The 15,068-nt window shown below is 43.9% G+C and carries 11 protein-coding genes; 9 read left to right on the plus strand and 2 right to left on the minus strand.

Annotated features, from left to right (window positions below; translation table 11 throughout):
• Positions 1-163: 163 nt before the first annotated feature.
• Both I5907_RS09030 and I5907_RS09035 read right to left on the minus strand, forming a co-directional pair.
• Positions 164-601 (minus strand): hypothetical protein, encoded by a 438-nt coding sequence (locus I5907_RS09030; RefSeq protein WP_196990384.1) that lies wholly within the window; start codon positions 599-601, stop codon positions 164-166.
• Positions 602-652: 51 nt separating this feature from the next.
• The gene (locus I5907_RS09035) at positions 653-850 is read right to left on the minus strand and encodes a hypothetical protein (RefSeq protein ID WP_196990385.1); all 198 of its coding nucleotides are present in this window, start codon (positions 848-850) and stop codon (positions 653-655) included.
• A gap of 509 nt (positions 851-1,359) precedes the next feature.
• Here I5907_RS09035 and I5907_RS09040 point away from each other — a divergent pair.
• The 9 genes from I5907_RS09040 (at position 1,360) to I5907_RS09080 (ending at position 14,999) form a co-directional block, all read left to right on the plus strand.
• Complete coding sequence (locus tag I5907_RS09040) at positions 1,360-4,698, plus strand: vitamin B12-dependent ribonucleotide reductase (RefSeq protein ID WP_196990386.1); 3,339 nt, start codon at positions 1,360-1,362, stop codon at positions 4,696-4,698.
• Positions 4,699-4,937: 239 nt separating this feature from the next.
• Positions 4,938-5,855 carry a GlxA family transcriptional regulator gene (locus I5907_RS09045; RefSeq protein WP_196990387.1) on the plus strand — a complete coding sequence of 306 codons (918 nt, stop codon included), beginning with the start codon at positions 4,938-4,940 and terminating at the stop codon, positions 5,853-5,855.
• 194 nt (positions 5,856-6,049) lie between these two features.
• Positions 6,050-8,602, plus strand: a complete 2,553-nt coding sequence (locus tag I5907_RS09050) for a M1 family aminopeptidase (RefSeq protein WP_196990388.1) — start codon at positions 6,050-6,052, stop codon at positions 8,600-8,602.
• A gap of 10 nt (positions 8,603-8,612) precedes the next feature.
• Entirely contained in the window at positions 8,613-9,131 is a 519-nt protein-coding gene (locus I5907_RS09055) for a DinB family protein (protein WP_196990389.1), read from the plus strand.
• 46 nt (positions 9,132-9,177) lie between these two features.
• Positions 9,178-9,681 (plus strand): hypothetical protein, encoded by a 504-nt coding sequence (locus I5907_RS09060; RefSeq protein ID WP_196990390.1) that lies wholly within the window; start codon positions 9,178-9,180, stop codon positions 9,679-9,681.
• Between the two features lie 194 nt (positions 9,682-9,875).
• The gene (locus tag I5907_RS09065; RefSeq protein WP_196990391.1) at positions 9,876-10,694 is read left to right on the plus strand and encodes a sugar phosphate isomerase/epimerase family protein; all 819 of its coding nucleotides are present in this window, start codon (positions 9,876-9,878) and stop codon (positions 10,692-10,694) included.
• Between the two features lie 109 nt (positions 10,695-10,803).
• Positions 10,804-11,283 (plus strand): tryptophan-rich sensory protein, encoded by a 480-nt coding sequence (locus I5907_RS09070; protein ID WP_196990392.1) that lies wholly within the window; start codon positions 10,804-10,806, stop codon positions 11,281-11,283.
• Between the two features lie 533 nt (positions 11,284-11,816).
• The gene (gene typA, locus I5907_RS09075) at positions 11,817-13,628 is read left to right on the plus strand and encodes a translational GTPase TypA (protein ID WP_196990393.1); all 1,812 of its coding nucleotides are present in this window, start codon (positions 11,817-11,819) and stop codon (positions 13,626-13,628) included.
• A gap of 447 nt (positions 13,629-14,075) precedes the next feature.
• On the plus strand, positions 14,076-14,999 hold the full coding sequence (locus I5907_RS09080) for a PfkB family carbohydrate kinase (protein ID WP_196990394.1): 924 nt from the start codon (positions 14,076-14,078) through the stop codon (positions 14,997-14,999).
• Positions 15,000-15,068 lie beyond the last annotated feature (69 nt).

Raw genomic sequence — 15,068 nt, forward strand, 5'->3', positions numbered from 1 at the left:
TTTTATTCTTGTCAGCAAAATTTTCGTTGCGCTGAGTGCTTTGTTTATTTATTGTTTCAGCAGTAGTATGCTATGGCATCGCCTGTTGTGTCACTCACTTGTACGGTTGGTTATTATGGCGACTGTAGCGATCTGTTGCAGGCAAGCCGCCCGTGTATAAAACTTATTTCAGTAACAGCTTTGCAAATTTATTCAGCTCTGCAACTTCTGCCGGTTGCAATATTTCGTTGTTGGCTAATTTAGATTTAAAGAAAAGTACCCGCTTGTGTTGTGGGTATCTAGCCAGTATATCCTCAACAAGGTTTTCGCTGGCAGTATCTTTTTCATAAAGCGGTTTGGTAATTTCCGGCAGGTCAGATCTAAAGCGGTCAGGCATTTTGATGATTTTTGCTTCCAGTGTGGCCAGTTTAGAAGTAGCGACCTCATTTATTTTCGAAGCCTTGTTATGCAGCCCCTGTAATTGTTTTTTGCTAAGGCTGCCACGCTCCAGGTATTGCATGCGCAGGCTTTGCAGAAAAGGCGAATCGGGCCTGTATACAATTGCTGTATCAAGAATATCTAAAATAATATCCAGCTCGGGTTTTTGTGAAAACTTGCGCATGGCCCCTAAAGTAAGATTTTTAAAAAACTGTACATGCCCAGTTTGTAAAACTTATGCAATATGCCGCGATGATGAAAAATGGTGGAATACAATAGAACCTGTTTTTGCCTGCGGTGCAACAGGCTTATTATGCGTTCTGGGGTTGGTTACCGGGTTATAATCTTCATCTACCGCAACGGCTTCTTTCAAACACAAAAAGATTATAACACCGGAAACAAGCATAAAAATGGTTAGCACGGCCACGATCATATAGGAAGTTGGATTTTAAATGCCGCACAAAAGTAAACGCTTTATCTAAAACTCCTATTAGACTGGTAGGAATTAAACTTTTCTTTCACATTTGAATTTTTCATATGCAGGCACATTATCGGTTATGTAGCCAAGGCAGCCTGGCAAGCTTATCAATGTGTACGCTGTTACACCCGGAGCAGCTGAATCATGCTTTGCTGTACAAGTGTGCGACGCAACGGAAGGCGGGCTTTGCAATGGTGCCGGGTACATAGCCATTCTTTGCTTTTATATAGTGATTAATGAGCTACGATCGGCCTAATTTTTATTAACTTACCGTTGATTTCGTGTGGATAATTGCTGTAATGCAACACTGTGTTGACCTATGAGTTTTTCCACGCTTATTTTCCACAAAGTGTGCATATTTCAAAACTGTAGTTTTCAGCTTAGAAAGATATTTTCGTCTCCTGCTTCGCTATTAGTACAACGATTCAGACACTAATTTTCTTAACTATATAATTGTTTAAACCATGGCAAATGAACCTAAAAAAGGGTTGCAGTTTAATCGCCGTTTTACTGCAGACGATAAGAGCCCTTTTGATCTGTTTGAGTATGACTACCGCACCAGCGTTATCCGCAATCCTAACGGTGAGGTAGTGTTTGAGATGAATAATGTAGAGGTACCCAAACAATGGAGCCAGATTGCCACGGACATTATTGCACAAAAGTATTTTCGTAAAGCGGGTGTGCCACAGCCAGACGGTTCACTTGGCCGGGAAACATCGGCAAAACAGGTTGCCCACCGTATGGCAAACTGCTGGCGCGTATGGGGTGAGCGCTATGGTTATTTTGCTTCTGCAAACGATGCACAGGTTTTTTACGATGAGCTGGTGTACAGTATTCTTAACCAGTCCTGCGTGCCTAACAGTCCTCAGTGGTTCAATACCGGTTTACACGAGAGTTACGGCATTACCGGTAAACCCCAGGGGCACTACTATGTAGACCCTGTAGATGGAGAACTAAAAAAATCAAGAAATGCATACGAGCGCCCACAGCCGCATGCATGCTTTATCTTAAGCGTAAGCGATGATCTTGTGAACGATGGCGGTATCATGGATCTGTGGGTTCGTGAGGCACGCATTTTTAAATATGGCTCTGGTGTTGGTACCAACTTCTCACAAATCCGCGGCGAAGGAGAGAAGCTGAGCGGTGGCGGCACATCGAGTGGTTTAATGAGCTTTCTGAAAATAGGCGACCGCGCAGCGGGCGCCATCAAAAGTGGTGGTACTACAAGACGTGCCGCTAAAATGGTTTGTCTTGATCTTGACCATCCTGAGATCATGAAATTCATTAACTGGAAAGTAGAAGAAGAAAAAAAAGTAGGCGCACTCATTGCAGCAGGTTACGACAGCCACTACGAAGGTGAGGCTTACATGACCGTAGCAGGACAAAACTCCAACAACTCTGTACGTATACCCAATTCTTTCTTTGAAGTATTGGAGAAAGATGGCGACTGGGAACTGAAAGCAAGAACAGATGGCCGGGTAATGAAAAAAGTTCCGGCACGCGAAGTGTGGAACCAGATTGCTTATGCAGCGTGGCGCTGTGCTGACCCCGGTACACAGTATGATACAACCATCAACGAATGGCATACCTGCCCGCAGGGTGGCCGCATCAATGCGTCTAACCCATGTTCAGAATACATGTTCCTGGACAATACGGCATGTAACCTGGCAAGTGCCAACCTCATGAAGTTCTTTGATACAGACAGAAACCTGCTGGATGTGGAAGGTTTTGAATATACCTGCCGCCTGTGGACAGTGGTACTCGAAATTTCGGTATTGATGGCGCAATTCCCGTCCCAGGAAGTTGCACAGCTTTCTTACGATTACAGAACATTGGGTCTTGGTTTTGCAAACCTTGGTACAGTGCTTATGGTAAGCGGTATTCCTTACGATAGCGAGGCCGCACGTGGTATCGCCGGTGCCGTTACCGCTATCATGACAGGTATTGCTTACAAAACATCTGCAGAGCTGGCAGGCATACTCGGGCCCTTTGCCAAATACAACGAGAACAAAAACGATATGCTGCGTGTAATGCGCAACCACCGCGCCGCAGCTTATGATGCAAACGAAGCATACGAAGGCCTTAGCGTAAAACCTGTAGGTATAGACGCAAAATATTGCCCTGATTATTTATTAAAAGCTGCAACAAAAGCGTGGGATGATGCTGTACAGCTTGGTGAAAAATATGGTTACCGCAATGCACAAACAACCGTCATTGCACCTACAGGAACAATCGGTCTGGTAATGGATTGCGACACTACAGGCGTTGAGCCGGATTTCGCTTTGGTTAAATTCAAAAAACTCGCAGGTGGCGGTTACTTCAAGATCATTAACCAGAGCGTACCGGTAGCATTGAGAAACCTGGGCTATAAAGAAAATGAAATCGATTCTATCATTAAATATGCTGTGGGTGCAGGTAGTTTTGAAGGTGCTCCTTTCATCAACCCGCAAACGTTAAGCGAGAAAGGTTTTATTGCAGATGAAATCAAGAAACTGAATGAGGCCGCTAAATCGGCTTTTGAAATTGGATTTGTGTTTAACAAATTTGCACTCGGCGAAAGCTGCCTGGAAAGACTCGGCTTTACTGCAGCACAATACAACGACTGGAACTTTAACCTGCTCGAAGCGTTGGGCTTTACAGATGATCAGGTAGATGCAGCTAATGACTATGTATGTGGTACCATGACTGTAGAAGGTGCACCATACCTGAAGAACGAACATTTACCGGTATTTGACTGTGCCAATAAATGTGGTAAGAAAGGCGAAAGATTTATTCATGCGCATGGCCACATTAAAATGATGGGTGCATGCCAGCCGTTCCTGAGCGGTGCTATTTCCAAAACCATTAACCTGCCACATGAAGCATCTGTAGAAGAAATAGCAGACTGCTACATGCTTAGCTGGAAGCTTGGTCTGAAGGCAAATGCATTATACCGCGATGGTTCAAAACTTTCTCAGCCGCTGAGCAACAAATCAGACAAGAAGAAAAAAACAGAAGAAACAAAAGAAGAAGAAAAAGTTGCAGAAGCAACGGCACCTGAATCTCACATTGTAGATTTAAGCAAGCTTACCGTAGAAGACCTGCTCGATGAAATGCATAAACGTATGCAGGCAAGTAACGATACCAATCTTAAACGTGAGCTCTCCAAGATCGTTGAGCGTAAGAAACTGCCGGCCAAACGCCGTGGTTTTACACAAAAAGCAAAGATTGGTGGCCAGGTATTGTTCCTGCGCACCGGTGAGTACAACGATGGTACCATTGGCGAAATCTTTATCGATCTTGCCAAAGAAGGTTCTACGCTGCGCAGCCTCATGAACTGTTTTGCCATTGCTGTTTCAGTTGGCCTGCAATATGGTGTGCCGCTGGAAGAGTTTGTAGAAAAATTTGTCTTCACCAAGTTTGAACCTGCAGGTATGGTAGACCACCCGAACATTAAGACAACAACATCGCTGGTAGACTTTGTGTTCCGTGCGCTGGCTTACGAATACCTTGGCAGAACAGATCTTGTACATGTAATAGACAGGCCTGAAATCGGTAATACCGGTGAAGAAGATGGCAGCGAGGTTACGCTTATTGGTAAACCAGATTTAAGCAATGTACGCGTTGCCGCACCGGCATCACAACCGGTACGTACACAAAAAGCTACAGCCGTAAGAGCAGAAGTTGGTCTCGATGCCGTAAATGCAGCAGCAAAAAATATGCAGAGTGATGCACCGGCCTGTAACGTATGCGGTCATATTACCTTACGCAGCGGTACCTGCTACAAGTGTTTGAATTGTGGCAACAGCATGGGTTGCAGCTAATGATGTAACTTTTGGAATGCAAATAATAACCACGCCAGTTTACTGAGCGTGGTTTTCTTTTTTTATGAACCCGGCTGCAGCAATACTGTTGGGCTTTCGTTGCGTCGCACTCTTGTACGGCAGCAACTACATCAGCATGTGCACAGTCTGGTTAAGCAAATACTGGCAGGCAATTATTTGGCGTGGTTTGTAATAACAGCAATATTTGTATCAGATAATTTTCGTCAAGCTGTTTACAAATGCCTGTAAAATTTGTTTTTGTTATACTGCCCGAAGTACACCTGCTGGATCTTGCAGGTGCAGACCAGGTAATAAGCGAATCAATAGACTTCGGCGCTGATTTTACCATTGAATACTGCGGCGTAGAACAAACCATACAATCTTCCGCAGGTTTGGGTATAAACAACCTGAAACATTTTTCAACTGTAGTTTGTAACCCCGGCGATTACATCATCATTCCGGGTTCAAGGGTTAAATACATTCAATCCGCAGCTTTTAAAAAACATACTGACCTCTTTGCATGGCTACAGTCTGCACATGCCGGCAGCATCAACCTTGTAAGCATTTGCGTAGGCGCATTTGTACTGGCAGAGGCCGGTATACTTGATAACAGGGAATGCACAACACATTTTCAGCTTACGCGCCGGTTACAGGAGCAGTACCCGCTTGCAAAAGTTAAAGAGCATATACTTTTTACATCAGGTGAGCACATACATACCAGTGCCGGCATAGCATCAGGTATAGACCTGGTTTTACATTTGGTAGAAACATTAACGGACGGCTTTTTTGCGCATAAGGTGGCCCGCGAGCTGGTTATTTATAACAGGCGCAACAGTGTGGCAACACAAATAACATCGTACTTCAATTACAGGAACCATGTACATGCAGGTATTCATCATGTGCAGGATTATATTATTGAAAATATTGCCGCAAAATTGTACCTGTACCAGCTTGCAGAACTTGCAAACATGAGTGAAAGAAATTTTACAAGAATTTTCAGGAAAGAAGTTGGTATCAGCGTTATTGAATACATCAATACCATTCGGCTGGAAAAAATAAAAGAACTGATGAAAGCACCTGATCTCTCCAGGAAACAGATAGCCAGCCTTGTAGGTCTGAAAACGGAAAAACAAATACAAAGGCTGCTTAAGAAATAATGCGCCGGACGCACCTTGCTGCATAATGCATTACAGTACAAGTGTGCGACGCAACAAAGATGCCATACAGGCTATTGCCGGGAACATAAAAAACAAAATGGTTCTTTATGCCGGTTGGCCGAAAATGTCTGTAAACAGGCCCGGTAAGTTTTGATAAGGCTGATACTTTTACATTGCTCTTATGCAATTGCCTTATGCGAAAAAAAAGATGTTTTGTAATAAATGCCCTGCTGTTTATAACCACATCATTATTGGCGCGGCAGCCGCAAACATATATAGCTGGTGATGGCATTGACGTACAGCACTACAAGATTAATCTTGAATTTGACTGGCAAAAGATGCGGGCCAAAGCCGATGTAAAAGTGTCTTTACTTTTTACAAAACCCTTGCAAACGGTTTGCCTGGCAGCTAACAACCTGTTAATTTATGAAGTTAAAACCGGTGGCGTTAAACATCGTTTTGTAACAGATACAGCAGGCCACACTCTTATTATTCTGTTGGATAAAATATACCAGGTTAATGATACAGTCAGCATCAGCATCACCTACGAAACATTGCACAGCAACGAGCCGGATGTAAATGCTTTGGGTGGCAGTTTTGGTAAAGGAATACGTTTTATAATCCCATCAACAGCAAGCCCGGTGCGACGCAGGCAGTTATGGTCGCAAAGTGAGTTGATGAATACTTCGTATTGGTTGCCGTGCAGTGCATCCATTGCAGATATTGCCACCACGGAAATTACCGCTACAGTAGAAAAGGGAATGATGTTTCTTGCAACCGGTGCGCTGGTAAGCAGGCGTGTGAACGATGATGATAACTCGGTAACATTCAGCTACAAGACAACGTATCCACATCCTGCTTATTTAACAGCCTTTGCTGCAGGGGAGTACACAGCGATTAGCCAAACAGTCAATGGTGTAACGTTATATACTTATTGTTATCCTGGTGAAGAAGCAGCGGCAAAAGCAACAACAGTAGAGCTGCCTGCCATGCTGCAATTTCTTGAAAAAGTAACAGGCTTTGCCTACCCGTACCGGCAGTATACGCAGGTAGTGGTGCAGCAATATCCCTTTCCCGGTCTTACCGGGCAGCATACTTTCAGTATTATTTCAGACAATATGATCGATGATTACGGTACACACCTTGATTACCTGTACCTGTGGGATGGTGTTGAATGTAATGCATTGGCAAGCCAGTGGTTTGGCAACATCATTATGCCGGCAAAAGTACAAGACATGTGGCTTGCAAAAGGGTTTGCACAATATTTTGAAGGCATGTATGTGGCCGCTGTGCATGGAATGGAGGAGTACCTGTTATGGTATCATTCATGGGAAACCGGCAATGTAATGACTGACTGGGCCGATGGTAAACGCCATCCCATAGTGCCGGCGAAAGTAGATGACGCGGAAGATTTTGTTACAGATAGTTATAGTAAATACCGCGGGGCACTGGTATTAAGAATGTTACGAGAAGAAATGGGCGATGAATTGTTTTTTAAAAGTGTTCAGCAGTTTGTGCACACTTATGCGTTCAAAACAGTTACTACAGCAGATTTCCAGCGTACAGTTGAGCGTGTTTCACAAAGAAGCTGGCAATGGTTTTTTGACCAGTGGATATATCAAACAGGCCACCCTGTTTTTGACGTGAAAAAGTTGTATGATAAATCAGGCAGGCAACTTAGGCTGACTGTAACACAGCTACAGCAGAAGGAGAATAATGCAGCGTATGAGCAGCCTGCTTATTTCCGGGGTAATATAGAGCTTGCAATAAACGACAGCATCAGGACATTGACCCTGCTGCCACAGGAAAAAAATGTATTCGAGATACCCTTTGCTGTGCAGCCGGCCGTCATTAACCTTGATCCGGAAAATATTTGGATAAGGGAGATTAACATGCAGAAAAGCCAGGCAGAACTTGAAGCGGAATTATCGTTTGATAAACATACACTCTGCAGAAGCAATGCAATGGCTGAATTGGTTAACCTGTATAAAGATTCAACGACTACTGCAATAAGCAAACAGAAAATCATAGAGTCGCTGCAAACTGTTATCAACAGCAATGCGTACTGGCGGTTTCGGTTCAACGCTATCGGGCAGTTGCGTGCCATACAACCTTTGCCATACGATCAGTTTACAAAGAATATGTTGCACACACTTGTACAAAAAGAAACATCATGGGTAAAAGCAGCAGCCATCACCAGCCTTGGCATAACAGCCGACAGTTCTTACGCTGATCTTTATATCAGCTGCTTCAGTGATACAAGTGACAGGGTGATCAGTGCAGCAGCTATTGCACTTGGACAATCAAAAAGTTCCAAAGCATTTGATGCACTTCTTAAACTAAAAGATAAGCCATCATGGAAAAGCCAGAGCCTGATGCATTGCCTGGCTGGTCTGGCACAACTGGGTGATGAACGCGGATCTGATATTGCAATTGAGGCATTGAAAGATAATCATTCGCCACGATGGTTTTTGGGCAATGCGTGGGACTATCCTTTTGTAGCGGTACAAACGCTGGTTGCGCTGGGCAAAACAGGTAAAGCCTACGATATACTGGCTGAGAGAATCCTGGAAGCATCAGAAGAACATGATATCAGTACTACTTTGCTCAACCTGCAGTTGATCATGATGCTCAATGATCCAAAAACAGGGGAAATAATTACAGCATTGGAAAAAGTGTACAACGATAACGAAGAAGTACTGCTGATGTTAAAGCAATACACACAACAATTATCCGCAAACAAATAGAATCAACGATATGAAAAGGAGCGAAATCATTTTGCCTGCTTACTTCGACAGGTATATCAACCAAACTGATGATGTAACCGTTGAAGAAGCATTGCTCATAAGCCTGCAGGAATTACAGCTACTACCTGTTGAAGAATGGAAAGCCATAGGTAATGCGGTATATGCACCGGGCAAATGGACGATCAAAGATATTCTGCAGCACCTGGTAGACACAGAAAGAGTATTCTCCTACAGGGCATTGTCCTTTGCGAGAGGCGAAAAAGACGTGCGCTCTTTCGATGAAAACAATTATGCCTCTATGGCCAATGCCGGGCGCAGAAGCCTGGAAGAATTGATAGAGGAAGCAATTGGTGTAAGAAAAGCAACCATGCTGCTGTTCAGCAGTTTTGATAAAGACATGTTATCAAAAGCAGGCGTGGGTTTCAAAGGTGAATACACGGTGCATGCTATTGGCTTTATCATCGCCGGCCACCAGCGGTGGCACTGGAATATTATCAAAGAAAGATATTATAGCCTTCACCGGGCGTAACGAAACAATGCAATTTAATACCAGCAAAAATTTAAATTGCAGTTCTATGCCACATGAAATCCTCTTCTCAGAAAAGCAACGTTTTACCCAATGGTGGTTATGGCTGTTACTGATCGGTATAAATGGTGCAACCTTGTGGCGTATAATAAAGCCGTTGCAGAACGGCACCGCACCCGCAAGCTACACAGGTATTATTTTGTCAATCACCATTTCTTTGCTGGTACTGCTGTTGTTTTTGCTATTCCGGCTCGATACGGAAATTCGTGAAGATGGCGTATATGTGCGCTTCTTTCCGCTGCATATAAAATTCAAATGCTATAGCTGGTCATCCATATCCCGGTTGTATGTAAGAAAGTATGCGCCGCTGAAAGAATTTGGCGGCTGGGGAGTGCGTTATGGTTCTAATGGAAAAGCATACAATATTTCCGGAAATGATGGCTTGCAGATAGAATTTACCAATGGTAAAAACCTGCTTATCGGTACCCAAAAACCAGCCGAGCTGTCGGCAGTACTACTCCGGAACGGCCAGTTCATTTACAGTGCCAGGTAAGTATAATGGTCCGGGCAGTATTGCTGCTATGAAGCTGTTGTTGCGTCGCACTCTTGTACTTACAGTTCATTATTCGGCATATGCTGCCATACCTTGCATACACACGCCTGTACCTGCCCCTCCTTCGTACCGCATACATCATCGCTTTTTTGTTTACCAAAGTTGTTCCGTAACTTCCGGTAAAAACTTACCATATGAAAAAATGGATACTCTGTTCCGCACTTTTTGCAAGCACATCAATATTACACGCACAGGAAATTGGCGTACAGTTATACACTTTCCGTAACCAGTTTAAGAATGATGTAAAGGGCACCATACAACTCATCAGCAGTATGGGTATAAAAGAGCTGGAAGGCGGCGGTACTTATGGTATGGATAGAAACGCCTACAAACAATTGCTGGAGGCAAACGGTTTAAAGATGGTGAGTGTAGGTGCAGACTATGAGCAACTACAAAAAGATCCCCAGGCAATTATAGAGGAAGCAAAATTCTTTGGTGCAAAATACATCATGTGTGCATGGATACCGCATGACGGTGCATTCGGTATAGAAAATGCAAAAAAGGCCATAGAGGTTTTCAATACCGCCGGAAAATTATTCAGCGAAAATGGGCTTACATTTTGTTACCATCCACACGGCTATGAGTTCAGGCCATACAATGATGGAACAGTATTCGACGCAATGATGACAGGTACAAACCCCTTGTATGTAAGCTACGAGATGGATGTGTACTGGGTAAAGAATGCCGGTCAAGATCCTGTTGCGCTGCTCAATAAATACCCCGGCCGCTTTAAACTGCTGCATTTAAAAGACAGGAAACCGGGTACGCCCGATAACAACGATGGTGAGCAGGATGTGGAAACCAATGTAACGCTTGGTAGCGGAGATGTAAATATTGCAGGCGTTATGAAGGCCGCAAAACAAACAGGCGTGGCGCACTATTTTATAGAAGATGAAAGCAGCCGCTGCGTGCAGCAAGTGCCCGAAAGTTTGAAGTATTTGAAAAGCTTATAAAATAGAAAACCGGCGATGTTGTTCAGCATCGCCGGTTTTTTTGTTAAACATTCTGCGCAAACCGGCAGCGGTTGTTGTAATTTAAAACAACCTTTAAAGCTTAATTACAATGACTGCTACCATCCTGCTGAGCATACTCCTGTTTTATGGCATACTCGTCGTGGTAAATATTCCGGCACCTTTTGTAGGGCTGGAGTTTGATAGTGATAATAAGCCATCATTATGGTATGCGCCGCCGGGTTTTGTTATTCCCATCGTATGGTTTGTGTTGTTTACTTTGCTTGGCATTGCGCGATATAAATTGGTTAGTCAGCAGCTACCAGATTACCAGTGGTGGTTGTTTGTGCTGGCATTTTTATGTGCTGCCTATGCTTACTATACACTTGGCCTGGCAAAACTTACCCATATTTCGGCGTTGTGGTTTGGTCTTATCGGGAACATCATTGTTATACTTTTTGCGGTTTTGGTAGTTGTAAAACTGCTACCTGTCTCAAAAACTGCTGCGTTGCTTACCGTGCCCGTAATCTTGTGGACGGCTTATGCAAGCCTTATTGTATTGGGTGAAATGAAACAGCAAAGACTCATATAGTAAAGGATCTTTATTCTTTTATACTTTGCACAAGGCGTATTTTTGTGGAGATCATCAACATATTTTCAACCCAACTTAATTATGCTGCTTAAACTATTATACCCTACAGTACTTTTATGTCTTATAGCGTTTATTGCTATTTGTTATGTTGGACAGGATTGCACCACCCGGACCGTGCGTTATCGGTTTGGGAGAAGTAGCTTTTTTTGCTCTGCTTATCATATCTGCCATACTTATAGTAAAAAATATTTATATCACCTTTGCCCGCGATAAAAGATATGTCGCCGTTGTATTTGCTCATATTATTTTTATGATTGTTGTGTGCATTGCTTCAAAAAGTATATAGTTCAGCAATGTGGTGCATTACCACGGTCGCTCAAACCACATCGCCAAAGCTGCTATAATAGCCAACCGCACAAGTGAATGACACAACCGGCGATGCCACCTGCACTACAGCCCGTAACATAATATTCACGCCGTTTTTAGCCGCTATCCCGTTGTAAATACGTACCTTCGCGGCCTGAAAATTTTATATGGAAATAAGGAACATTGCTATTATTGCACACGTTGACCATGGAAAAACTACCCTGGTAGATAAAATATTACACGCTACCAAGGTGTTTCGTGAGAACCAGGAAACAGGCGAGCTGATCATGGACAGCAACGACCTGGAGCGGGAACGTGGCATTACCATCTTTAGTAAAAACGCAGCCGTTACCTATAAAGGCGTTAAAATAAACGTGATCGATACCCCGGGCCACAGTGACTTTGGCGGTGAAGTAGAACGTGTATTGAAAATGGCCGATGGCGTAATCTTACTGGTAGATGCCTTCGAAGGCCCTATGCCACAGACACGTTTTGTGTTGCAAAAAGCACTACAACTCAACCTGAAACCGATCGTAGTGATCAATAAGGTAGACAAACCAAACTGCCGCCCCGATGAAGTACACGAGGCGGTATTTGAACTTTTCTTCAACCTCGATGCTACCGAAGAGCAGCTCGATTTTCCTACTTACTACGGCAGTGGTAAAAATGGCTGGTTCAACGATAAAAATGAACAATGCGAGGATATTACCCCATTGCTGGATGGCATTGTAAAACATGTGCCACCGCCACAGGTAAATGAAGGTCCGCTGCAGATGCAGATCACTTCTTTGGATTATTCTTCTTTCCTTGGTCGTATTGCCATTGGTAAAGTTGGCCGCGGCACTATAAAGGAAAACCAGCCAATCGCGTTAATGCAGGCTGATGGAACCATCAAAAAATTAAAGGTTAGAGAACTCTACGTGTTTGAAGGCATGGGCAAGAAAAGAGTAACAGAAGTTATTGCCGGTGACCTTTGTGCCGTGGTTGGCCTGGAAGATTTCAATATCGGCGATACCATTGCCGATGCAGAAAATCCTGAAGCACTGCCACTCATTAGTGTAGATGAGCCTACCATGAGCATGATGTTTGGCATCAACAACTCACCTTTCTTTGGTAAAGATGGCAAGTTTGTAACAAGCCGTCACCTGCGCGACCGCCTGATGAAAGAAACAGAAAAGAACCTTGCATTGCGTGTGGAAGACACAGATAGTGCAGACAGCTTCCTCGTATATGGCCGCGGTATTCTTCACCTGGGTATATTGGTAGAAACCATGCGCCGCGAAGGATATGAACTTACTGTTGGTCAGCCACAGGTACTGGTAAAGATCATTGATGGCAAAAAATGCGAGCCTTACGAAAACCTGGTGGTAGATGTACCTGCAGAGTTTAGCGGTAAGGTAATCGACCTTGTTACACAACGCAAAGGCGAGATGCATGTAATGGAAACAAAAGGAGAGATGCAGCACCTGGAGTTTGAAATACCTTCAAGAGGGCTTATCGGTCTGCGTTCCAATATGCTTACCGCCACAGCCGGCGAAGCTGTAATGGCGCATACGTTCAACGAATACAAACCATGGAAAGGCGTAATACCGGGCAGGAACAACGGTGTATTGTTGTCAAAGAACCAGGCTACCACAACTGCTTATTCTATTGATAAACTGCAGGACAGGGGTTCTTTCTTTGTAGACCCGGGTGAAGATGTGTATGCAGGCCAGATCATTGCCGAGCACATTAAACCAGGCGACCTGGTGGTAAACGCAACAGAAGGTAAAAAATTAACCAACCACCGTGCCAGCGGCAGTGATGATTCTGTACGCATCGTTCCTAAAATACTGATGACGCTTGAAGAATGTATGGAATACATACAGCAGGATGAATGTATTGAAGTAACGCCAAAGAATATTCGTCTGCGCAAAGTAATTCTTGATGAAGAAGAGCGCAAGAAAGTAGCCAAAAGCATGAAAGCCGAAATGGCATAACACATAGAGATATTTTACAAAGCCGTTGAATTTTCAGCGGCTTTTTTTATGGGCTATATTGCTAAATTGGTGTGTGTTACCGGCAATGTTTTTTCATGGCATCGCCTGTTGTGTCACTCTCTTGAACGTTCCGTTTTTTATGGCGGCTGTAGCGTTCCGGTTCGTACTCCATGCACTCTGTGCAAACGCTCTGTGTACTCTGTGGTTAAGAATACAAACCACAGAGTTAAAGGAGTAAGAGCACGGAGTACACAGAGCCATTGAAACATGCATGTACCGCTGCGAACAGCCGCCATGAAAAACTACAGTACAAGTGTGCGACGCAAGGAACGATGCCACTACTGCAAAAGCCGGCTCAACAGCTATAAAACCATATACTACAACCCGTAAATAAATCTGCCGTATGTGCGCCAAATGCAATAGGTTTGCGCCGTTTAAAATTCTACTATGAGTTTAGTTGTTGTTGGTACCATGGCCTTTGATGCCATTGAAACGCCGTTTGGCAAAACAGACAAAATTATTGGTGGTTCTGCCACATATGTTGCATATACTGCCAGCAACTTTATCAAAGATGTGCAGCAGGTTTCTATTGTAGGGTACGATTACCCGCAGGAAGAACTCGATGATCTTTCTGCAAGGGGTGTTGACCTTGCAGGTGTGGAAATAGTGCCGGATAAAAAGTCATTCTTCTGGAGCGGCCGCTACCACATGGATATGAATACAAGGGACACACTGGTTACCGACCTTAATGTACTCGCAGATTTTAACCCTGTACTGCCGGAAGCATACCGCGATGCGGAGTTTGTAATGCTGGGCAACCTGGTACCAAAAATACAACAGAGCGTTATTCAGCAAATGAACAAACGCCCTAAACTGATTGTGATGGATACTATGAACTTCTGGATGGAAGTTGCCATGGATGACCTGAAAGTTACACTGAGCATGGTAGATGTATTGCTTATCAACGACAGCGAAGCAAGACAACTCAGCGGGGAATTTTCGCTGGTAAAAGCAGCAAAGAAAATTCTTACCATGGGCCCAAAATACCTCATCATCAAAAAAGGCGAACATGGTGCATTGCTGTTTCATGGCAATGATGTGTTCTTTGCGCCTGCATTACCATTGGAAGAAGTGTTTGACCCCACAGGTGCAGGAGATACGTTTGCAGGCGGCTTTATTGGCCACCTGGCCAAAACAAAAGACATCTCTTTCGAGAACATGAAAACAGCCATTATTGTTGGTTCTGCAATGGCCAGCTACTGCGTGGAAAAATTTGGTGCAGAACGCCTAAAAGAAATTACAAGGGCAGATATTGATGCAAGACTGAACGAGTTTGTACAGCTCGTAAGCTTCGATATTACGCTTGCCTGATAAAGGCCGCTTCCTTTCTTCAAAAAACTTCCTCGTGTACAGGAAGTTTTTTTACTTTTCGGGTTTACT

This window comes from Panacibacter microcysteis, assembly GCF_015831355.1.
Classification (GTDB): Bacteria; Bacteroidota; Bacteroidia; order Chitinophagales; family Chitinophagaceae; genus Panacibacter; species Panacibacter microcysteis.